The 20642-nt window shown below is 59.1% G+C and carries 20 protein-coding genes and 1 tRNA gene; 8 read left to right on the forward strand and 13 right to left on the reverse strand.

Annotated features, from left to right (window positions below):
* Window positions 1-50: 50 nt before the first annotated feature.
* Window positions 51-2708 carry an alanine--tRNA ligase gene (gene alaS, locus HUS57_RS02890; protein ID WP_173931432.1) on the forward strand — a complete coding sequence of 886 codons (2658 nt, stop codon included), beginning with the start codon at window positions 51-53 and terminating at the stop codon, window positions 2706-2708.
* 74 nt (window positions 2709-2782) lie between these two features.
* On the opposite strand, the gene HUS57_RS02895 is transcribed toward alaS, so the two are convergent.
* From HUS57_RS02895 to HUS57_RS02920, 6 genes are all read right to left on the reverse strand, one after another.
* A complete protein-coding gene (locus HUS57_RS02895) occupies window positions 2783-3157 on the reverse strand; it encodes a PRC-barrel domain-containing protein (protein WP_173931433.1) in 375 nt (124 codons plus the stop codon).
* 172 nt (window positions 3158-3329) lie between these two features.
* Window positions 3330-4880, reverse strand: coding sequence for an inorganic phosphate transporter (locus HUS57_RS02900; protein WP_173931434.1), 1551 nt, complete (start codon window positions 4878-4880; stop codon window positions 3330-3332).
* Between the two features lie 199 nt (window positions 4881-5079).
* A complete protein-coding gene (locus HUS57_RS02905; protein WP_173931435.1) occupies window positions 5080-5562 on the reverse strand; it encodes an NUDIX hydrolase in 483 nt (160 codons plus the stop codon).
* A gap of 104 nt (window positions 5563-5666) precedes the next feature.
* Window positions 5667-6164, reverse strand: coding sequence for a xanthine phosphoribosyltransferase (gene gpt, locus HUS57_RS02910; RefSeq protein ID WP_173932244.1), 498 nt, complete (start codon window positions 6162-6164; stop codon window positions 5667-5669).
* A gap of 123 nt (window positions 6165-6287) precedes the next feature.
* On the reverse strand, window positions 6288-7130 hold the full coding sequence (locus HUS57_RS02915; protein WP_173931436.1) for a universal stress protein: 843 nt from the start codon (window positions 7128-7130) through the stop codon (window positions 6288-6290).
* 85 nt (window positions 7131-7215) lie between these two features.
* Window positions 7216-7956 carry a competence/damage-inducible protein A gene (locus HUS57_RS02920; protein ID WP_173931437.1) on the reverse strand — a complete coding sequence of 247 codons (741 nt, stop codon included), beginning with the start codon at window positions 7954-7956 and terminating at the stop codon, window positions 7216-7218.
* Between the two features lie 165 nt (window positions 7957-8121).
* On the opposite strand from HUS57_RS02920, the gene wrbA reads away from it, so the two are divergent.
* Entirely contained in the window at window positions 8122-8757 is a 636-nt protein-coding gene (wrbA, locus tag HUS57_RS02925) for an NAD(P)H:quinone oxidoreductase (RefSeq protein ID WP_173931438.1), read from the forward strand.
* Window positions 8758-8840: 83 nt separating this feature from the next.
* On the opposite strand, the gene HUS57_RS02930 is transcribed toward wrbA, so the two are convergent.
* Window positions 8841-9542 carry an outer membrane protein gene (locus HUS57_RS02930; protein ID WP_173931439.1) on the reverse strand — a complete coding sequence of 234 codons (702 nt, stop codon included), beginning with the start codon at window positions 9540-9542 and terminating at the stop codon, window positions 8841-8843.
* Between the two features lie 397 nt (window positions 9543-9939).
* Between HUS57_RS02930 and HUS57_RS02935 the strand changes: the two genes are divergently transcribed.
* From HUS57_RS02935 to HUS57_RS02965, 6 genes are all read left to right on the forward strand, one after another.
* Window positions 9940-10299, forward strand: a complete 360-nt coding sequence (locus HUS57_RS02935; RefSeq protein WP_173931440.1) for a hypothetical protein — start codon at window positions 9940-9942, stop codon at window positions 10297-10299.
* A 104-nt stretch (window positions 10300-10403) separates the two neighbouring features.
* The gene (locus HUS57_RS02940; protein ID WP_173931441.1) at window positions 10404-10760 is read left to right on the forward strand and encodes a hypothetical protein; all 357 of its coding nucleotides are present in this window, start codon (window positions 10404-10406) and stop codon (window positions 10758-10760) included.
* 550 nt (window positions 10761-11310) lie between these two features.
* Window positions 11311-11398, forward strand: a tRNA-Leu gene (locus HUS57_RS02950).
* Between the two features lie 528 nt (window positions 11399-11926).
* The gene (locus HUS57_RS02955) at window positions 11927-12364 is read left to right on the forward strand and encodes a TadE/TadG family type IV pilus assembly protein (protein ID WP_173931443.1); all 438 of its coding nucleotides are present in this window, start codon (window positions 11927-11929) and stop codon (window positions 12362-12364) included.
* A gap of 3 nt (window positions 12365-12367) precedes the next feature.
* Window positions 12368-14068: a pilus assembly protein TadG-related protein gene (locus HUS57_RS02960; protein WP_173931444.1), complete on the forward strand. Its 1701-nt coding sequence runs from the start codon at window positions 12368-12370 to the stop codon at window positions 14066-14068.
* 135 nt (window positions 14069-14203) lie between these two features.
* On the forward strand, window positions 14204-15184 hold the full coding sequence (locus tag HUS57_RS02965) for an OmpA family protein (RefSeq protein ID WP_173931445.1): 981 nt from the start codon (window positions 14204-14206) through the stop codon (window positions 15182-15184).
* Between the two features lie 13 nt (window positions 15185-15197).
* Here the strand turns inward: HUS57_RS02965 and HUS57_RS02970 are convergent, their stop codons facing one another.
* The 6 genes from HUS57_RS02970 to moaA form a co-directional block, all read right to left on the reverse strand.
* Window positions 15198-16067 (reverse strand): NAD(P)-dependent oxidoreductase, encoded by an 870-nt coding sequence (locus tag HUS57_RS02970; protein WP_173931446.1) that lies wholly within the window; start codon window positions 16065-16067, stop codon window positions 15198-15200.
* Window positions 16068-16159: 92 nt separating this feature from the next.
* A complete protein-coding gene (gene mobB, locus HUS57_RS02975) occupies window positions 16160-16675 on the reverse strand; it encodes a molybdopterin-guanine dinucleotide biosynthesis protein B (RefSeq protein ID WP_173931447.1) in 516 nt (171 codons plus the stop codon).
* On the reverse strand, window positions 16672-17298 hold the full coding sequence (gene mobA / locus HUS57_RS02980; protein ID WP_348640553.1) for a molybdenum cofactor guanylyltransferase MobA: 627 nt from the start codon (window positions 17296-17298) through the stop codon (window positions 16672-16674). The genes mobB and mobA overlap by 4 nt, the downstream gene beginning before the upstream one ends.
* Window positions 17299-18507, reverse strand: coding sequence for a multidrug effflux MFS transporter (locus HUS57_RS02985; protein ID WP_173931448.1), 1209 nt, complete (start codon window positions 18505-18507; stop codon window positions 17299-17301).
* Window positions 18508-18552: 45 nt separating this feature from the next.
* Window positions 18553-19473, reverse strand: a complete 921-nt coding sequence (locus HUS57_RS02990) for a DMT family transporter (RefSeq protein WP_173931449.1) — start codon at window positions 19471-19473, stop codon at window positions 18553-18555.
* A gap of 127 nt (window positions 19474-19600) precedes the next feature.
* Entirely contained in the window at window positions 19601-20602 is a 1002-nt protein-coding gene (moaA, locus tag HUS57_RS02995) for a GTP 3',8-cyclase MoaA (RefSeq protein ID WP_246727717.1), read from the reverse strand.
* Window positions 20603-20642 lie beyond the last annotated feature (40 nt).

Consider the following 20642-nt stretch of genomic DNA (forward strand, 5'->3'; position numbering starts at 1 on the left):
GCCATCTCCGCATACCCGCGCGAAGGCGGGGTTTCTCGTAAAGGCAAAGCATGAGTGGCGTCAACGACATCCGGTCGACTTTTCTCAACTACTTCAAGAAGAACGGGCACGAAGTCGTGCCTTCCAGCCCTCTCGTGCCGCGCAACGATCCCACCCTCATGTTCACCAATGCGGGCATGGTGCAGTTCAAGAACGTTTTTACCGGGCTTGAGGCGCGCCCCTACAGCCGGGCTGTGACTGCACAGAAATGCGTGCGCGCGGGCGGCAAGCATAACGATCTCGACAATGTCGGTTACACCGCCCGCCATCACACCTTCTTCGAGATGCTGGGCAACTTCTCTTTCGGTGACTATTTCAAAGATGTCGCGATCGAGCTTGCCTGGAACCTTTTGACAAAGGAGTTCGGTCTCGACAAGGACCGGCTTGTCGTCACCGTCTATCACACGGATGACGAAGCGGCTGAGCATTGGAAAAAGATTGCGGGCCTGAGCGATGACCGCATCATCCGCATTGCCACGAGCGATAATTTCTGGGCCATGGGTGACACTGGACCCTGCGGCCCGTGTTCCGAAATCTTCTTCGACCATGGGGAGGGCATTCCCGGCGGCCCGCCCGGAAGCCCGGACGAAGACGGCGATCGCTTCATCGAGATCTGGAACCTCGTCTTCATGCAGTTCGAGCAGGTGACGCCGGAGGAACGGGTGGATCTGCCGCGCCCCTCCATCGATACGGGCATGGGGCTGGAGCGCATCGCCGCCGTGCTCCAGGGGGTGCATGACAATTACGATATCGACCTTTTCAGGGCGCTCATCCATGCATCCGAGGAACTGCTCGGAGTGCCAGCGGAGGGAGATAAGCGCGCCAGCCACAAGGTCATCGCCGATCATCTGCGCGCGGCGAGCTTTCTGATCGCTGACGGCGTTCTGCCTTCCAATGAGGGACGCGGTTACGTGTTACGCCGGATCATGCGGCGAGCCATGCGCCACGGTCAACTTCTCGGGGCGGAGGAACCGTTGATGTGGCGCCTGGTGCCTTTTCTGGTGCGCGAGATGGGACAGGCTTACCCCGAACTACAGCGCGGGGAGGCGCTGATCACTGAGACATTGAAGCTGGAGGAGACGCGGTTCCGCAAGACATTGACCCGCGGGCTCAACCTCCTTTCCGAGGCTACTCAGGGAATGGGCAAGGGAAGCCAGCTCGACGGCGAGACTGCGTTCAAGCTCTACGACACCTACGGATTTCCGCTCGATCTTACCCAAGACGCGCTGCGCCAGCGCGGTATCTCGGTCGATCTCGGCGGCTTCAACGTTGCAATGGAGCGCCAGAAAGCAGAAGCCAGGGCCAACTGGGCAGGATCAGGCGAGACCGCGACAGAAGCCATCTGGTTCGCCGTGAAGGATACGGCCGGCGCCAGCGATTTCCTCGGCTATGAGACGGAGGAGGCGGAAGGCATCGTCAGCGCTTTGGTAGTGGGTGGTGCCATCGTGGGGACCGCCAGCGAGGGCGACGAGGTGGCGGTTGTCGCGAACCAGACGCCGTTTTACGGAGAATCGGGCGGACAGGTCGGCGATACCGGAACAATAGAGGGCGAGAATTTCACCGTCGCGGTGCACGATACTCAGAAGAAGGGCGAAGGCCTTCTGGTGCATTTCGGTAAGGTGACGGAGGGCACGGTAAGGACGGGCGAACCGGCGTCATTCAGGGTCGATCATGAGCGCCGGCGGCGGATCCGCGCAAACCATTCGGCGACTCATCTTCTCCACGAGGCGCTGCGGCAGGTGCTCGGCACGCACGTCGCGCAGAAAGGTTCACTGGTGGCTCCCGACAGGCTGCGCTTCGATTTCTCCCATCCGAAGCCGATCACGGACGAGGAGCTTTCGCGTATCGAGGACATCGCTAACGAAATCGTGCTGCAGAATGCGCCCGTCGTGACCCGGCTGATGGCGGTGGATGACGCAATCGCGGAAGGGGCGATGGCGCTTTTTGGTGAGAAGTATGGCGACGAGGTGCGCGTCGTTTCCATGGGAACGTCTACCGAAAAGGCGAGCAGGATCTACTCCCTAGAGCTGTGTGGCGGCACCCATGTTTCGGCAACGGGCGACATTGGCCTTGTGCACATCCTCTCGGAAAGCGCCGTTGCCGCTGGCGTGCGCCGCATTGAAGCGCTGACAGGGGCAGCGGCCCGCCATTATCTGAAAGATCAGGAGCAGCGCCTCAAAACCGCAGCCTCGATCCTCAAGGTCACCCCTGGCGAACTCGTTCCGCGGCTCGAAAGCATCGTTGAAGAGCGCCGTAAGCTCGAACGGGAGCTTTCGGATACGAAGAAGAGTCTGGCGCTTGGCGGCGGCGCGGGAGCAGGTGCAGCGGGCAGACAGGAAGAGATTGGCGGCATCGGCTTCATCGGCCGAGTCGTGGAAGGCGTTTCCCCCAAGGATCTAAAGCCCATTGCCGATGACGGAAAGAAGTCCATAGGCTCCGGTGTTGTCGTCTTTGTCGGCACCTCAGATGAAGGCAAAGCAAGCGTGGTCGTCGGCGTCACTGATGATCTGATCGGCCGGTTCAATGCCGTCGAGCTGGTGCGGAAAGCATCTTCTGCCCTCGGTGGAAAGGGGGGCGGCGGAAGGCCGGACATGGCCCAGGCGGGCGGGCCGAACGCCGGCAGCGCCACACAGGCCATTGAAGCGGTGCGGAAGGCAATCGCGGGATAGGCCGCTGGGGAAGGCTGTAAGGGATCAGGAATACCCCGCCCACCTGAGGTGAGCGGGGTTGCTGCGCTGACGGATCAGTCGTCGTAGACCTCAAGATCGGTAACTTCCGAAGGTTCAAGGTTGAGAACCAGACGTTCACCGTTCCATTCGAACGAGTCGAGCGGAACGATAACATCGTCGCGGTCTCCGTAACCCGCATCATCCTCAAAATCGATGACGAGTGCGGTTGGGGTGTTGTTGTCGGGCCCTACCACATCCTCGACTTCGCCTATCTTGGTTCCATCGCTGGAGTAAACGTCCCAATCATCAACGTCATCGGCAACCGCCTCGAAGGGCGGAACCATTACATCGTCCTCGACCTCGACCCATGATGACTGCGCGATTGCTGCCCCGGCGAAAAGGGAAGCAGTCAAGACGGAAAGCGTAAGGAAAGAACATCTTGTAAGCATCTCGATCTCCAATATTGTGGAACCTTAAAAATGCCCGGACGAGGCAAAAGTTCGCGGCTGAAGGAGGAATTGCGCGCCAGCGCAATTCCGGAAAAAATAGTTATTATCGCCCAGAATTGCGAGAAAGCTTTGACGTAGGTCATTCCAGCGGTTCTGGAGACGCCGAAATGATCTAAATAATGTTCCGCAGCACCAGGAAGATGAGCGCGGCGAGGAGAGCTGCGGCAGGAACCGTTGTAACCCATGCAGCAACGATGGTGCGCACATGCGCGCGACGGACAAGTTTGCGCCGGGCGATTTCCTCGCGCGAGATGTCGGGCTGTCCGTTCTCCTCCTCATAAAGGATGTGCAGCAAGCCGTTGTTGGCGGCGCGCTCGTTCTTGACCTTAAGTCCCCTGCGCTCCAGATACGCCCGGCGACGTTTGGAGCGGGCGGTATACCATTCGCGGAAGAAGCCGACCCCGAAGACAGCGCCTACCGCAGTATGGGTCGAACTCACCGGCAGGCCAAGCGCCGAAGCAATAATGACAGTGATCGCCGCTGAAAGCGCTACGCAGAAGGCGCGCATGGGATTAAGCTTGGTAATCTGCTCGCCTACCATGCGGATGAGCTTCGGGCCGAACAGGACAAGGCCGAGGGAGATTCCGAAAGCGCCAATAACCATGACCCAGAGGGGGACAGAGACTGCCGCCGACACGGTTCCAGCCTGAACCGTGAAGACGATGGCTGCGAGCGGACCGACGGCGTTGGCAACGTCATTCGCGCCGTGGGCGAAGGAGAGCAGGGCGGCCGAAATGACAAGCGGGAGGCTGAACAGGCGCCGCAGTGACTGGTTGCGGTTCTCCATTCCCCTGGATTGGCGGCGCACGTGGATATGCGATGCGCCCCACACCACCGCAAAAGTGCCGAGGCCGACCAGGGTAACGGTCCGCGGGCTGAGGGACAAAACCTGCCCCAGCCCCTTCATTGCCAGATAGGCTGAGAAGGTGCCTGCCATAACGGCGATGAGCAGCGGAACCCAGCGTCGAGCGGCTTGAATCTTGTCATCCTGATAGATGATGGTCGTCTTGATGAAGGCGAGGAACGCCGCCGCTATGACGCCGCCCATCACTGGCGAGATAACCCAGCTTGCCGCGATCTGCGACATCATTATCCAATCCACCGCCGAGAATCCCGCCGCTGCTATCCCCGCGCCCACGACGCCGCCGACCACCGCGTGGGTGGTAGAAACGGGAGCCCCTATCCAGGTGGCAAGATTGGTCCATAATGCGGATGAGACCAGCGCGGCCATCATCGCGCTGATGAAGATGGCGGGATCGCCTACCGTCTCAGGTGCAATGATGCCCTTGGAAATCGTATCGATCACGTCGCCGCCGGCAATCAGCGCGCCCGCGCTTTCGAAGATCGCCGCGATGACGAGCGCGCCGGTAAGGGTAAGCGCCTTCGCACCCACTGCCGGTCCGACATTGTTGGCGACGTCATTCGCGCCGATGTTCAGAGCCATATAGGCGCCTATCGCAGCCGCGGCGACAATGATCGCGGCGCCCGGCTCGCCGAAGACAGCAATGGAAGCGAAGATGGCCGCCAGCGCCAGAAAAAGCAGGCCGAGCCCTGGCGCAAGAAGGCCCCGCGCGACCAGCCCGGCTGCCTCCTCTACGTGAACCAGCTTGTCTAAGTCCTTGTCGAGCGTCGGCTTTTTGGGAGAGGCGGTACTATCGGTCATTGGGTACGTCAATCGCTCGGTAGGCAACCACGGCTGCAGCTTTCAGGGCGGAAGATGCACTACATGCGCATCCGCATCTCGTGTTCTCGTCCACTCCAATGGCGGCAACGTTTTTGCAACGTTGAAATGTGCCATCCGCCTAAGCAATAGCTGCGGCACTGACAAGCGCGTCAATTGCATTTGCCGTCGCAATCGATGTTCAGGCGGCTATTTCCCGTGGATTATCTGCAAAGGCGGCAATAAGAGCTGCCAGATCAGGCTCAGCGACACGCCGGGCCGCTTCCTGTGCATCGACCCAGGCGCGTACGCGTTTGCCACTTTCGGGCCAGCTCGTCGCTTCCCGCTCGACCTTTAGAGGGAAAACGGCCACCTCGCAGCGCCAGCGCATGCCCTTTCCCATCTCCTTTCCATAGAGGTATCGGCCGAGCTCCCCGCCCATGGCACCCTCTACGCCGGCTTCTTCCAAAGCTTCCCGGGCTGCCGTCTCGCCAAGGGTTTCCTGTCCTTCGGGCCAGCCCTTGGGAAGTATCCAGCGTCCGGTGCCGCGACTTGTTATCAGAAGGATCTCCAGGCCATCTTGGCCTTGCCGGAAGGGGAGGGCGGCTGCTTGCACGCGCGGCGGATTCCCCCCGAAGAGGCGGCGCAGGCGCTCAAGAAAGTGCGTGCGTGCCGTAACGAACATTCTGCCGTCTCCCGCCAATGCGCACCAGCGAATCGGATACACACAAGATAGGCACACCCGTCAAATGACGCAAATAGGCAGGAACTGATGACGGAAGTGGCCGATCAGCCCATTTCGCCTTCGGCAATTGGCTTCTGATAAGAAAAGCCCATGTCCCAAGGGAAATAGATCCAGGTATCTTGCGAGACCTCGGTGACGAAGGTGTCCACCAGCGGGCGGCCCTTCGGCTTTGCATAGACGGTGGCGAAATGCGCCTTCGGGATCATCGCACGCACGATTTCCGCCGTTTTGCCGGTGTCAGTAAGGTCGTCGATGATGAGGATGTCCTTGCCTTCGTCTCGGCGCAGAGCAGGAGAAATCTCCTTGAGGACCTTAAGCTCACCTTGCTCGGTATAGTCGTGATAGGAGGACACGCAAACCGTCTCGATCAATCGGATGCCCAGCTCGCGTGCGATCACCGCCGCTGGGACGAGCCCGCCGCGGGTGATGCAGACGATGGCCTTCCAGTTGCCATTTGCCCCCGCGAGCCGCCACGCAAGCGCACGGGCATCACGGTGAAACTGATCCCAGGAAACGGGGAAGGCTTTTTCGGGAAGCGACATCACTCATGCACTCCGGTGTGGCGCAATCGGCGCCGGGAATGCGGGATGAAGTAGCTGGAAATGCACACTAAACGCAAGTGTTATGCAGTTCCGCGTGCAGTTGCCCTGCTGGACGCTATATTTTTACCGGGCCATCAGCGTGGGCGTTGTCATTGATTGTAACGTGCTGCGTGTAACGCCGCCAAAGACGAACTCTGATAGCCGCGAGCGGCCAAAGGCACCCATGACCAACAGATCCGCTCCCGTATCGGCAAGACGATTCGCGATAACCTCTCCATGGGACAGAGAGCCGGACTGTTCCGTTCGGGTTATGACATTCAGGCCGTGGCGGGCCAGGGCAGTGGCGATGGCCGTCCCGGAAAGGGGCGCGTCCTGGTCAAGTGTGTCGCGAGGATCAACCGACAGAATCTCCACTTCCTCTGCCTCGCTCATGAGGGGCAAAGCATCGAAGGCAGCGCGTGCGGCCTCCTTGCTGCCGTTCCAGGCCACAAGCACCTTCTTGAAGGGGCTGCTTCGCCCTTTGAAGATGTAGGGAACCAGCAGGACGGGCCGGCCGCTTTCAAAAATCAGAGCCTCGACATTGGCGGTGTGATACGTGCTGGCGCCCGGATCGTTCTGTTGGGCAATAACGAGATCGGAAGCACGAGCACTCTCGATGCCTGAGATAGCAGAGTCGCCGGAAACATTCTCATAGCCGCGCCACCCGGCCCGCACGCCTTCTGTCCGGGTACGTTCTAGAAAGCGTTCCTTCAACGCGGCACTGCGTCGGGTGGCCTCGGCGCTAAGCTCCAGGGTGAAGTCCACCGCTGGCCCGCCCAGAGGGCTGGCAATCACAATGGGCAATGCTTCCGCATGGAGGCCGATGACGTGACTGCCATGACGGGCCGCGAAAGGCAGGGTGAAGTCCATTACGCGGTCTGCGTCTTCCTCACTCTGAATGATGGCCAGAACAGTCTTGTAGGTCATTCGGAGCCTCCGTCAACTAGACCGCAAGTTGTCTTATGACATCCCCTAGAAGGGGCTCATCTTGCGCAGGATCAACGGCGCAGCGTTAATTATGTTGCAGAAGTCCCGCCAGCATTTGCTCGATTGCCTCTTTTGCGCCGCGCAGCGCTTCCTCGGAACGCGAGCGTACGACAATCTCAGTCCAGAACTTGTCATCATGGTATTTCGGGTAGGACCCGATGAGGGTCTCCCCGTGAGCCTTCTGGATTTCTGCCAAGGGCCCGCCGATCGACCCTTCAGGATGAGGGGAGGGTATGGACACGGACAAAAGCTTCGCCCCAGTCCTAAGGGTAGGTATCACATTGTCGAGCATGGCCTGGAAGATTGCCGGTACGCCCGCCATCACATGGACATTCTCGATGCGGAAGCCGGGGGCGACGGAGACAGGATTGGTGATAAGTGAGGCGCCCTTGGGCACCCGCGCCATGCGTTTGCGTGCTTCGGTGAAGGGGATGTCCCGCGCTTTGTAATGCTCTTCCAGCATCCGATATGCTTCCGGATCATAGTCGCAAGGAACGTCGAAAGCGGCCGCGACAGCCTCCGCGGTGATATCGTCATGGGTAGGGCCGATGCCGCCGGAAGTGAAGACATAGCTGTAGCGCTTGCGGAGCGCGTTCACCGCCTCTACGATCGCTTCCTTCTCATCGGCGACGATGCGCACTTCCTTCAGGTCGATCCCAACAGCCGTCATCATCACGGCCAGATGGCCGATATTCCTGTCCTTTGTGCGGCCGGACAGGATCTCATCACCGATCACCACCATTGCCGCCGTAACGACTTCGCTCATCGCGTTTCTCCCTTGCAGGCCACAGATAACTTGCCGGCTGGCGCGCCGCAATCGGCCATGAATGGTGAACACTGTGTCGGCCAAGATGAGGGTCGCGCTATCCCGGCGGGGCACCTAAGTGAAGCAGTATGCACCAGGCATCGTTCAATTTCATGAGGAGCAGGAATGACCAGGATATTGGTTCTTTACTATTCGAGTTGGGGGCATATGGAGGCGATGGCGCGTGCGGCAGCCGACGGCGCACGGGAAGCTGGCGCCCATGTTACCATCAAGCGCGTGCCGGAACTGGTGCCCGAGGACGTCGCGAGGAAGGCAGGCTACAAGCTTGATCAGGAAGCGCCTATCGCAACGCCCCAGGAACTGGCCGATTATGACGGCTTCATCTTCGGCGTTTCCACCCGTTTCGGCATGATGGCATCGCAAATCAAGAACTTTCTCGATCAGACCGGGCCGCTGTGGGCAGAAGGAAAGCTGATCGACAAGCCGGCGACAGTGATGACATCGACCGCCACGCAGCATGGCGGAGCGGAGTTGGCCATTGCCTCGTCCCAGCTCGCCCTTCAGCATCATGGAATGATCATCGTGCCGCTGTCATACGCTTATCAGGGCCAATCCGGCAATGATACGGTGCGCGGCGGCGCTCCCTATGGCATGACGACAACGAGCGAGAGCGACGGCTCGCGCTTTCCCTCTGCCCAGGAGCTTGAAGGTGCCAGGTTCCAGGGCAGGCGGCTGGCCGAAATTACAGTACGCCTGAAGGCCGGCGCAAAGCGGGAAACGGCTGTGAGGGAAGAAGCCTGATCCTTCTCCTGGCGCTTGATGAGAAAAAAAGGGCTGGGCAATCTGCGCCCAGCCCTTTTTCGCCCCCTCCCACAATGGCGAGATCAAAAACGGAAGTTGACCATCGCCCTTAGTGTGTGGAAGCGGTAATCTTCGTCTACGAAGATGTCGATGGCGTCATCGCTGAAAACTTCCTCAGATCCAAGATCGACATAGGCGTATTCCGCGCCCAGTGATATCCGGTCCGTCACGGCGAACTCAAACCCGGCGCCAAGTGTCCAGCCGGTTCGCGTCTGATCCTCATCGAAGAACTCAATGCCGTCTATTGTGATATCCTGTTCGGTCTTGCCAAAGGCGAAACCTCCATGGACATAGAAGAGCGTGCGGTCCATGGCATGACCGACACGGCCGCGAACGGTGCCGAGATAGTCAAGGTTGGAGTCGATATCTACATCAGCAAGACCAGAGATCGAAATGGATGGTCCGTAGCTGGAGGCAGCTATATCGGCAACCACACCAAAGACGAAATTGCCCGACTGCCAATCATAGCCCGCCTGCACGCCGCCGAGAAAGCCACTGGAGGACACGTCTACATCGATGTCTCCCGGGCCGCCAATCTCTCCTGCCGTATACTCCGTCTCGCCGGTTGCCAGTCCGCCGAACAGACCGACATAGGGACCTTCCCAACTGAACCGCTCCGGCGCGGGCGGCGCAATAGGAGCCGGTTCATAGGTGACCATGTCGGCAGCTAAAGTTACACCGGCCGAAAAGAAGATAGCCGTAGTTGTCAGTAGTACGCGTTTCATTTTTGGATTTCCCCCTCCAGAGATGCAAAGCACAGTAACATGAAGCAAGCATAATTACTGTTGTAATATTACAACGTTCAGTAGCTCTCTGAGAGTGCGGCATTGGGTGCGGACCGGTTTGCGAAAGAGGGCGGCTGTGCATTCCCCGCCTTCGTGCACATTTCCTCTTGCGCAAGCCCCGACAACATGGTGTGTCGGGACAGATGCGGACGTGGCGGAACCGGTAGACGCAAGGGACTTAAAATCCTGTACCGAGAGTTCACGTCAACGAAGTGGATAAACCCAAGGCTATGTCTGTTCTTGGGTTTTTTAGTGCCAAAATGTCCCGTTAATCGTGAACAATGCGATAGCGCTGTGCCATAGGATAACTACGTCAACAGAGGAAAGGAACCTGCATATGACCACCAAGACTGAAAAAGACGAGGCGCTGCAAACGCTCAAGCAATTGAAGCGTTATCTGCACCGTTTCAATCAGTTCGATCCGAAGATGCAGGTCTCCACCATCCTCACCCTCTTGGAGATCGCTGAGGCTGAACTCCTGAACAAGGCCATTTCCGTCCGGGAGATCGAGCGTAATGTCGGTCTCTTGTCCGGTACCGCCTCTCGCAACGTTTACTACTGGGGCGAGGGTCACAAAGACATGAAGGGTGGCCATGAGATGGTCACCATAGGGTTCGACCCGGAGGATCGCCGCAGGAGGTCCCTGCTAATGACCCCCAAAGGGTGGGCATTCATCAACCAACTCGTGAAGGCGTGAGGTGACACATGGCCCGACAAAGAGGCAATCGCTGGCAAGCTGATGTGGTAGTTGAGGGGAAACGCAAGCGCGTGTCCTTGCTACCAAGGAGGAAGCCGAGAATAATGAGCGTCTGGTCGAGGAGGGACCTAACACCTTCGGAAACAACTAAGTTCGGCCCCTTCGTGGACGAGCAGTTTGAGCGCATTTGGGGTGAGGCCAAATCCATCAAGTCGATCAGGATGAACCTCGGGGTTATCTATCAATACATCCCGAGGAACACGCTCCTCGTGAACATCACAGACTTACGGATCGACGATATGGTCACGAAGATGAAGCGGGACGGGATGGCCAATGGCACCATCAATCGGAAACTCGACAACATCTCAAAGTCGCTCAAGAGAGCGAAGAAGCTTCGGCTCATCACCCAGTTGCCCGAGATCGAGCGCTTGAAGGAAGGCGCGGGACGCGACCGGCGTTGAACCAGGAGGAGGAGAGGAAGGTCCTTCCTGTTCTTCCAGCACCACGGCCTGGAGCTTACCGGCGCTCTCGTCCAGTTCCTCCTATACACAGGTGGCCGGGTGAGCGATGCGTACAAGTTGGATCGGAGCCACGTCTCCGAGGGAATGGTCACGTTTGTTCAGACTAAGAACGACGAGAACCGCAAGATACCTCTTGCTCCGAAGGCGATGGAAGCATGGCAAACTACCTGTCGGCTTACCAATTCCCCGAGGCCCTTCGCAGACCTTCCCAGGTGAACCTTCCGGGACCATTGGAACCGCTGCCGCAATCATCTCGGTATGGATGACAATCCTGACTTCGTCCCGCACATGCTTCGGCACACCTGCGCCACACGCCTTATCATCGCGGGTGTTCCCCTGCCTCTCGTCATGAAATGGTTGGGGCCTAAGTCCATTCAAGTTACGATGCGATATGCCTATCCGGCACCGGATGATCTGGACATCGCAATGAAGGCTCTAGCGGCCTGACGATAACTGTGCCAAAGGTGTGCCAGTCTGTGTCATCTGTGACGTGGGCGTGGCGGAACTGGTAGACGCAAGGGGCTTAAAACCCCTCGTCCTTCAAGGACATACGGGTTCGACCCCCGTCGCCCACACCAACAACTTTCGGTCTTAAAATCCCTCGGAGCAATCCGTGCGGGTTCGACTCCCGCCGTCCGCACCATGCCTTCATACACTAGCGGTTTCGCTCCGAGCATGATGCAAGCCCTTATCGCGCGCCGCTTGGTGTAGCTGGTCTGCATTTTCATAAAGTATTACAGCTAGACTTTTACATAATAACTTAATTTGTTGGTTTGTTTCCTTCTCCTATGCTGAGGGGCGGCGAAGGTGCTGCGGCAGACAGCAGGAGGAGAAGTGATGATGCAACGAATGAAGCGTTGGCAGACCCTCAGAGCCGGCTGCTACCCCAAGAAGCATCTGCAATAGGCTCCATTTGCGCAGGGTGTTCTGCGTAATCCGAAAAGATGCTGCTGTGGAGCGCGCTCGATACTTCCAGCTAAGAAGGAACGTCGGGCTGCACCGGAAGGGCGCTCGGGACTCTCGCAGGACCAAGGTCGTTCGGGGGATCGATCCCGTCTCCCCTGATCATGCAGTGCATGGTTAATAGATTTCAATGGGAACATTGAATGCATTCGAGCGTCCTCTTTAAATACTACCGCCGTATGTGTTGCCGCTCAGGAGCGGCTGCCCTGGAGTTCGCGATCATTGCGCCGATCTTCCTTTTTCTTTTTATGGGAATGGTGGCTTACGGCATTTATTTCGCGGCTATGCATTCGCTCCAGCAGCTTTCTGCGGATGCCGCACGCATCTCAATAGCCGGAGTGGATAGTCAGGAGCGCCTGATGCTGGTCGAGCGCTTTCTGGAGACCCATGCCAGCGGGTACATATTTGTCGATCCGGTGAAGCTCGACGCCGAGATCAGCGACAGCCCCGAAGGTGACCAGTTCACGGTGGCGCTGAACTATGATGCCGGACATTTGCCGATCTGGGGTCTCTTCAACGATCTGCCATTGCCCGGCAAAGTCATCAGCCGATCGGCGACGATAAGGATCGGGGGGCTTTAGACCGTGGACCGGTTCAACGTTCGCGATCCTGTCCGGGACCGTTCCGGTAATGTGGCGATGATGAGCGCTACGCTCCTTTTCGTCGTCATCGCAAGTGCCGCTTTGGCGGTGGACCTGGGTTCGATCTATTTCGAGCGCCGTGAAGCGCAGGCGCTCACCGACCTTGCCGCGATCACGGCTGCGTCTCACCTGGAAAAGGCGCCCGAGGCGGCGATGGTGACTTTCACCGACAACCACAAACGCAACATCGTGCTGGTTCGCGATGGCCAAACGCCGGATCCGCTGGAGGTTACGGGCGTAGAGGGCCATTTGTATGTCGAAACGGGGCGCTATCTTCGTTCCCGCGATATCAAACCGGATTTGCGCTTCTCCGTTGGGGGCGAGCCTGCGAATGCGGTAGAGGTGAGGCTGCGCAAGAAGCCCAACCTCTATTTCGCTAGCGCCATCCTATCACCGCCGGTCATTGAGACGGTTGCAGTCGCGGCCGTCACCGAGGAGGCAGCCATATCGGTCGGCTCCCGCCTGGTAAGCATCAATGAGGGCATATTGAACGGCATCTTGGGGGCGCTTCTGGGCACCAACCTTTCGCTGGACGCAATGGATTTCCGCGCGCTCGCCGATACGGATGTGGACCTTCTGGCCTTTATGAATGCGCTGGCGAGCGAGCTGAAAATTACTGCGGGCACCTATGAAGACGTGCTTGCCGCCCATGCCTCGCTTGGCATGATAGTGCGTTCGCTCTCGGCGAGCGCGCAAGGTTCCGAAGCCAGGGCGGCGCTGGAGGCAATCCTGGCCTCGCCGGTCGGTGCCGGACTTGCGGTGCCCCTGTCGTTGCTTGTTGATCTCGGCCCACTCAGCCAGCTTGCGGTCGGACAGGAAAGCGCCGGGCTGAATGCTGCTGTTGGCGCAATGGAGCTTATCGGCTCTGCTGCCGCCATTGCCAATCGGGACAACCAGGTTCAGCTTGAATCGGGGTTCGGCCTTCCAGGGCTTGCCAAGGTGACGTTGAAAATCGCGATTGGCGAGCCTCCCCTTAATCTGCCCTGGCTTGCCGTCGGGGAGAGGGGAACGATCACCCGTACAGGGCAGACACGCCTTCAATTGAAGGCAGAAATTCTCGGTTCGGGAGTCCTCAGGGTGATCACGCTGCCGATTTATCTTGAGGTTGGCTATGCGGAGGCCAAGCTGCGTGACCTTGTCTGCGAGGCCGGGCAGGTTTCGAATGTCGTCGTCGACGCGCGACCCGGGGTTTTCGAAGCCTGGGTCGGAGAGATCAACGAACAGCAGCTCCGAAACTTCAAGGCCCGCCCCGTCCCACAGCCGGCGCGGCTGGTGGATCTCGTTGCGGTCCGGATTTCGGGCACGGCGCGGGTAATGTCGGGCAACATGCAGGCGGAGTCCCTGAACTTCGACAGGAAGGAGATCGAGCGCGGGCAGGTGGAGACGGTGGACTCGCACCACCACCTGCAGCCACTGGTGCAGTCCCTTCTTTCCGAGCTCAGCCTTGATATCGATCTGCTCGGCCTTGGCCTTGGACTTGGCCGCGGCTCGGTCACATCATTGCTCGGAGAAATACTTTCAGAGGTGACGGAGCCGCTGGACAGCCTTGTTTATGGCCTTCTGACCGCGCTTGGCGTGCGCGTCGGAGAGGCCGACATTCGCGTCAACGGTTCGTACTGCGGGCGGTCGGTCCTCGTGAATTGATAGCTTGCCGTGGCCAAAAGGGTGAAATATCAAACTGGAGGGCAGGAAATTCTGCTGTGCCGTTCCTGTCTTACAGGGAGGGTGAGCCGTTCCAAGTGGCTTTCACAGGCGTCGTTTTTATAGGGGGCAATTGACATGATCGAGGTCTTGCCGCTCGGCCAGTACTTTGCTGCATTAAACTTTACCCCGCTCCGCCGGTTTTCTTTTGCTGCTGCGGCGCTTGCGGTTCTTCTATCTACGGGCGCGTTTGCAGACGTGCCGGGGAGTGCCGATCACCCGCTGGTTCCCCGATACGAGGGTGCGCAGATCGTGCGCTACGAATCGGATGCCTACACCGAATATGATCTGAGGACGGGAAAGGCGAAGGACGGGGGCGTCTCGGTTGTGGAAGGCAAGCTTGCACGCATCACCTATCAGGGCCCGGCAGAACGCTCCGTACTGGAGGTCTTTCGCAATTACGAGGCAGCGCTGGGCAAGGCCGGATTCCAGGTGCTTTTTTCCTGTGCGCGCGAGGAATGTGGCGATATCCCGAACGATATCGAAAGCGGCCCTCGCTATATGCTCTTGTGGGGCGCAGGCGACCACCACTTCCTCTCCGGCAAGCTGTCAGGGCCGCAGGGCAACGTCTATGTCTCGGTCTACATAACCAGGAACAACAGCGGCGGGCCGGCAAGGGACCGCGCCATGGTGCAGCTCGACATTGTGGAAGCACGGCCCATGGAAAGCCGGATGGTCTTTGTCGAGGCAAGTGCAATGCAGCAGGACCTGGCAACCGGAGGCCGTGTGGTTCTCTACGGCATCCAGTTCGACTTCGACAAGGATACTCTGAGACCTGAGTCCGAGGTCCAGATCGCAGAAATTGCAAAGCTGCTGAATGACGATCCGGCGCTTTCCGTGCTCGTCGTAGGGCACACTGATATGAGCGGAGGATTCGACTACAATATGGATCTTTCAAAAAGACGAGCCAGCCGTGTCACCGAAGCGCTCGCGCGCGACCATGGAATTGCTGGGGCGCGGCTTACTTCGGTAGGCGTCGGTCCCGCAGCGCCGGTAGCCAGCAATGAGAGTGAGGATGGGCGCGCGCTGAATCGCCGGGTGGAGATTGTGAAGCGCTAGTTTAGCTATAAGCCTAGCGTTCGAGCCGGGCCAACAGCGAGGATGTGTCCCAGCGGTTGCCACCCATCTGCTGCACCTCCTTGTAGAACTGGTCGACAAGGGCGGTGACCGGCAGGCGGGCGCCGTTGCGGTCCGCTTCGGACAGGCAGATTTCAAGATCCTTTCGCATCCAGTCGACGGCAAAGCCGAAGTCGTATCTGCCCTCGTTCATCGTCTTGTAGCGGTTTTCCATCTGCCAAGAGCCGGCCGCTCCCTTGGAAATTACCTCGATGACCTTTTTAATGTCGAGGCCGGCTTTCTTGCCAAAATGGATGCCTTCCGCGAGGCCTTGCAGAAGGCCCGCAATGCAGATTTGGTTGATCATTTTGGTAAGCTGGCCTGCACCTGCCGGACCCATCAGGCCCACCATACGGGCATAGGCCTCGATCACGGGCCGCGCCTTCTGGAAGGTTGCCTCATCGCCTCCGCACATCACCGTGAGGACACCATTTTCGGCTCCTGCCTGCCCGCCTGAGACTGGCGCATCTACGAAGCCGAGCCCCAGCTCTCGCGCCTTGTCCGCAAGCTCGCGCGCTACTGCCGCAGAAGCAGTCGTATTGTCTATGAAAACCGAGTTCGGGGACATGGTCTGAAACGCCCCGTCAGGACCGATGGTAACGTAGCGCAGGTCGTCATCGTTGCCGACGCAGGCAAACACAAAATCCTTGGCCTTCGCCGCTTCTGCAGGCGTGGCCGCCATCGAGCCGCCATGCTCCTTCACCCATTTCTCCGCCTTGGAGGCGGTGCGGTTATAAACCGTTACCTCATGCCCTCCACGGTTCTTGAGGTGTGCGGCCATGGGGTAGCCCATGACGCCTAACCCGATGAAAGCTACTTTTGCCATTCAGCCATGTCCTCCGTTTCTCTGGTGGGAGTAGGGTTCCTTCCTGAAGGTGCCATGTCCGAAATCAGCGGGATCCTTTGCCGGTGGCACCGTCAACGTGCAGGCAGCTTCAAATGATCGGCAATGAAGGTGCAGATGGCGGCCACATCGTCAAGCCGGAAGACGGGAAGGGCGCCGCCTTGCACCTCGTGGTCGGCGGCAATCGCTATGATGCCCGGCACGGCGCCTGCGAGAGGGGAATGATCCCGAGCCTCCAGGCGGCGGCACTCGATCTTGGGATGGCTTTCATTCTTGAAACCCTCAACGAGCACGAGGTCGCACGGTGACAGTCGCGCAAGCATGTGCGAAAGCAAGGGCTCTTCCTCATCATCCCGCAATTCGTGCATCAGCGCCCAGCGCCTGGATGAAACGAGTGCCGTTTCCGTCGCGCCAGCTGCGCGGTGGCGAAAGGAATCGGTGCCGGGCTGGTCTATATCGAAGGCATGGTGGGCGTGCTTGATCGTCGCCACGCGAAGGCGGCGGGCGGCAAAGGCGGCCACGAGCCGTTCCGTCAAGGTCGTTTTGCCGGAGTTCTTCCAGCCGGTGATGCCAAAGACACGCTGTGTCATCGTCCTGACTCCGCAAGCTGTTGCTCCGCCATTAGGAGGTCTTGCGGCGTATTCACGTTGAAGAAGGGATCGTGGCCTGCCCCAAGGGGAAAATCCACCAGGGCGACCGGGTGCCGTTCTCCGGCAAATGCGCGCATGGAATGAGAGCCTGCACACCGAAGGAAGGTCTGTAGATCGTCTGCAAGCGAGACTGGCCAGAGCGCAAAGGTGGGATGACGCCGGTCACCGGAACGTGCCTGGACGATGCGATCATCCGAACCAACCGCATCTGCCAGCCGCGCCACCAATTCCGCGGGAAAGAAAGGTGTATCGCAGGCCACGGTGACGATCCTTTCAACATTGCCGCGTTGTTTGGCCCAGCGCATCCCTGCAAGCACGCCGCCGAGCGGTCCCAGCCCCGGCAGGCTATCGGCGACGATCTCCAGGCCGAATGAGGCAAGGCGCGCCGGCTCGCTATTGGTGTTCAGCGCCAATGCATTTACCTGCGGGCGCAGCCGTCCGATCACGTGGGCAAGGAGAGGCCTTCCGGCAAGCAGCGCAAGCCCCTTGTCGCCGCCGCCCATGCGAAGTGAGCGTCCGCCTGCAAGGATGACGCCGCCGATCCGATCCTTCAGGTCAGCCACTTATAACGCTCCCTTCTTACTGGCAATGCGGATGACATAAAGCGCCGTGGCAAAGCTGCAGAAAGAAGATAGGGCCATGACGATAAGGAGCGGGTAGATGCCGGTATCCTGCGACACCAGCGCCCCGCCGACCACCGACAGAACCGCTCCGCTGCCAATCTGAAGCGCACCGCCGAGCCCTGAAGCAGACCCGGCCAATTGCGGGCGTACGCTGACAATGCCGGCATTGGCGTTCGGCAGGGTGATGCCATTTCCGATGCCGATAAAAATGGTGGGGCCGAAGAAAGACAGCGGATGATGGTAGCCCAGCAGGAAAAGCGGAAGGGAAACAGCGATGCCTACGGTTGAAAGCAATGTGCCGGTCAGCATCATCCGGTTCATCCCCACTAGGCGCGAGTAGCGCCCGGACAGGAAATTGCCGAGTGCATAACCGCCCGATAGCAGAATGAAATAGAGGCCATATTCAGAAGGGGAAAGGCCAAGGATTTCGGTGGCCACATAGGGTCCGCCGCCCAGGAAGGCGAAGAATGTGCCGGTGCAGAATCCGGCCGTCATGGAATATCCCCAGAAGCGGCGCGAGCGGAAGAGCTCCGGATAGCTTCGGAACTGGCCCGTCATGCTGGGCGACCGGCGATGATTCGTTTCGCCCAGATCGAAGTAAACGATCAGGAACGAAATGACGCCAAAGGCAAGCATGAGATGGAAGGATGCCTGCCACCCATAGATCTCGTCGAGTATGCCGCCGATGAAGGGTCCGGTCATCGGCGCTACCGTCATGCCCATGGTGATGTAGCCTATACGGCTTGCCGCCTCGTCGGCGCTGACCGTATCGCGCACGATGGCGCGCGATAGCACCATGCCGGCGGCGGAAAACGCTTGCAGCAGCCTGCACGCAAGAAAAGTTTCGATATTGGGGGCAAAGGTGGCGGCAACTGTGGCCATTGCAAAGACTATGAAGCAGGCCAACATGACCGGCCGGCGCCCGAACCTGTCCGAAGCAGGTCCGATAAAGAGCTGCACCACGGCGGTTGCGGCTAGATAGAGCGAAACCGCAAGCTGGACCACTGCGTAATCGGCATCGAAATAGACGGCCATGCCTGGCAGGGAGGGCAGGAATAGGTTGATGGCAAGTGCCGCCGTCGCTGCCGCCATGACGAGAGTGATAATATGCGGCGGTGTGGAATTGTCGAAAGGCCGCACTGCTTTCATCGTTCTCGCACTCTCAAACCAGACCGCACAGCGTCCATATGAAACTCACAATCCATCAGGAGCCATGCCCGGGCCAGTGCTCTCGGCAATCGGCCGCTGCGTGCCGACCCTGTGCTCGCGGTAGAGGGCGTAAAGGCCGGATGCTACCACGATGCCCGCACCCAGAAGCATGAGGAAATCTGGAACGTCCCCAAAGAAAAGGTAACCCAGAAGAAGCGCCCAGAGAAAAGCGGTGTAGCGAAACGGCGCAATGAAGGAAATATCGCCAACCCGCAGCGATGCGATGATGAACTGGTGGGCGCAGATCATTGCAACGGCCGCAAGGCCAAGCAGGAGAAGCGCCCACATTGACACTTCAGACCAGCCGCCCATGGGTACAATAAGAACTCCACCACAGAAGGTGATGGCTATGGAAGTGACGGTGGTGATGTAAGCCGTCGGTATCTCCGATGAAATACGGTGAGTCACAAGGTCACGCGTTGCGCTGCACACCACTGCGCCGAGCGCTAAGAGCGACCAGGCGCTGAAACCGGAGAAGCCCGGGCGGACAATGATGAGCACGCCGGCAAATCCGACGATAATAGCGATCCAGCGCCGCCAGCCGACCGGTTCTGAAAGGAAGAAGGCCGCTCCCAGCGTCACGACGAGCGGCAGGGCCTGCATAACGGCACTTACATTGGCTATGGGCAGGTGACTGAGAGCAAGAAGGAATGAAATCGTCGCCCCCATCTCGAACAATGCACGGATAGCTACGACCGGCTGCAGAAGGAGGCCGACGCGCTTGGCGCCTGGCGAATAGGCCAGGATGACAGCGACCAAGGCGGTTGCAAAGATGCCGCGCAAGAACATCACCTGGCCCATATTCATGCTGCTGAACAGCACCTTGACCAATGCATCGTTGATCGTGAACCCGGCCATGGACGCGGAAATTAGGACCGCGCCCCGCAGATTGGGGGAAAGCAGCACGTTATACCCGGAGCAAATATTGTCATCCTGACCTACGATCACCCTGCCGGCAAAGCAATTGGCTCAAAGGCAAAAATTGTCTTGCCAGAGTGGAAGCTAGCGAAAGGATGTGCCGGAAAGCGGAGCCTCAGCCCCCGGTCACGCTCATGTGCCGGGATACGGCCGGACGCCTGGTGCGGCGGTCTATTATGAAGTCGTGGCCTTTGGGCTTGCGTGAGATCGCCTCATCTATCGCCTGGTAGAGCAGTTCATCGCCCTCGGAAGCACGCAGGGCTTGCCGCAGGTCTGCCGCATCCTCCTGGCCGAGGCACATATAGAGCGTGCCGGTGCAGGTCACGCGCACGCGATTGCAACTCTCGCAAAAATTGTGCGTGAGAGGCGTGATGAAGCCGAGCCGGCCGCCTGTCTCCGCCACCTCGACATAACGGGCGGGGCCGCCGGTCTTGTAAGGGATGTCGGTAAGGGTGAACTGCCGCTCAAGCCGCGCCCGCAGTTCCGAGAGCGGCAGGTACTGCTCGGTGCGGTCGACATCGACCTCTCCAAGCGGCATTGTCTCGATCACGGTCATGTCCATGCCGCTCTCATGCGCCCAGACCAGCATGTCCGGGATTTCATCCTCGTTGAAATTCCGGAGCGCCACCGTATTGATCTTGACCTTAAGGCCCGCCTCTCTTGCCGCCTCGATGCCGCGCATGACACGGTCGAAAATGCCCCAGCGCGTAACCGACCGGAACTTCTCCGGATCGAGTGTGTCGAGCGAGACATTGATGCGGCGAACCCCGGAATCGGCAAGCTCACCGGCGAATCGTTCAAGCTGGGAGCCGTTCGTTGTCAGAGTCAATTCGTCGAGGGCGCCTGATTCCAGATGCCGCGAAAGCTGACGGACAAGATGCATGATATTCTTGCGTACCAGCGGCTCGCCGCCTGTAAGGCGCAGGCGGCGCACTCCCTTCTGCACGAAAGCCGAACAGAGCCGGTCAAGCTCTTCCAGGCTCAGAAGGTCCTTCTTGGGCAGGAAGTTCATATCTTCGGCCATGCAGTAGACGCAGCGGAAGTCGCAGCGGTCCGTTACCGAGACACGCAGATATGTTATCGCGCGGCCGAAGGGATCGATCATGCTGCCAGTCATTTCCCACCCTTGACGTATTGCAGAGCCCGCCGTTCATTCA

The sequence above is a fragment of the Chelativorans sp. Marseille-P2723 genome, from assembly GCF_902809845.1.
In the GTDB taxonomy this organism is placed as follows: Bacteria; Pseudomonadota; Alphaproteobacteria; order Rhizobiales; family Rhizobiaceae; genus Chelativorans.

Excerpts from the sequence above, each read along its gene's own strand:
- alaS (WP_173931432.1), top strand. The coding sequence starts at position 51 with ATGAGTGGCGTCAACGACATCCGGTCGACTTTTCTCAACTACTTCAAG.
- HUS57_RS02895 (WP_173931433.1), bottom strand. The coding sequence starts at position 3,157 with ATGCTTACAAGATGTTCTTTCCTTACGCTTTCCGTCTTGACTGCTTCC.
- HUS57_RS02900 (WP_173931434.1), bottom strand. The coding sequence starts at position 4,880 with ATGACCGATAGTACCGCCTCTCCCAAAAAGCCGACGCTCGACAAGGAC.
- HUS57_RS02905 (WP_173931435.1), bottom strand. The coding sequence starts at position 5,562 with ATGTTCGTTACGGCACGCACGCACTTTCTTGAGCGCCTGCGCCGCCTC.
- gpt (WP_173932244.1), bottom strand. The coding sequence starts at position 6,164 with ATGTCGCTTCCCGAAAAAGCCTTCCCCGTTTCCTGGGATCAGTTTCAC.
- HUS57_RS02915 (WP_173931436.1), bottom strand. The coding sequence starts at position 7,130 with ATGACCTACAAGACTGTTCTGGCCATCATTCAGAGTGAGGAAGACGCA.
- HUS57_RS02920 (WP_173931437.1), bottom strand. The coding sequence starts at position 7,956 with ATGAGCGAAGTCGTTACGGCGGCAATGGTGGTGATCGGTGATGAGATC.
- wrbA (WP_173931438.1), top strand. The coding sequence starts at position 8,122 with ATGACCAGGATATTGGTTCTTTACTATTCGAGTTGGGGGCATATGGAG.
- HUS57_RS02930 (WP_173931439.1), bottom strand. The coding sequence starts at position 9,542 with ATGAAACGCGTACTACTGACAACTACGGCTATCTTCTTTTCGGCCGGT.
- HUS57_RS02935 (WP_173931440.1), top strand. The coding sequence starts at position 9,940 with ATGACCACCAAGACTGAAAAAGACGAGGCGCTGCAAACGCTCAAGCAA.
- HUS57_RS02940 (WP_173931441.1), top strand. The coding sequence starts at position 10,404 with ATGAGCGTCTGGTCGAGGAGGGACCTAACACCTTCGGAAACAACTAAG.
- HUS57_RS02955 (WP_173931443.1), top strand. The coding sequence starts at position 11,927 with ATGCATTCGAGCGTCCTCTTTAAATACTACCGCCGTATGTGTTGCCGC.
- HUS57_RS02965 (WP_173931445.1), top strand. The coding sequence starts at position 14,204 with ATGATCGAGGTCTTGCCGCTCGGCCAGTACTTTGCTGCATTAAACTTT.
- HUS57_RS02970 (WP_173931446.1), bottom strand. The coding sequence starts at position 16,067 with ATGGCAAAAGTAGCTTTCATCGGGTTAGGCGTCATGGGCTACCCCATG.
- mobB (WP_173931447.1), bottom strand. The coding sequence starts at position 16,675 with ATGACACAGCGTGTCTTTGGCATCACCGGCTGGAAGAACTCCGGCAAA.
- HUS57_RS02985 (WP_173931448.1), bottom strand. The coding sequence starts at position 18,507 with ATGAAAGCAGTGCGGCCTTTCGACAATTCCACACCGCCGCATATTATC.
- moaA (WP_246727717.1), bottom strand. The coding sequence starts at position 20,602 with ATGACTGGCAGCATGATCGATCCCTTCGGCCGCGCGATAACATATCTG.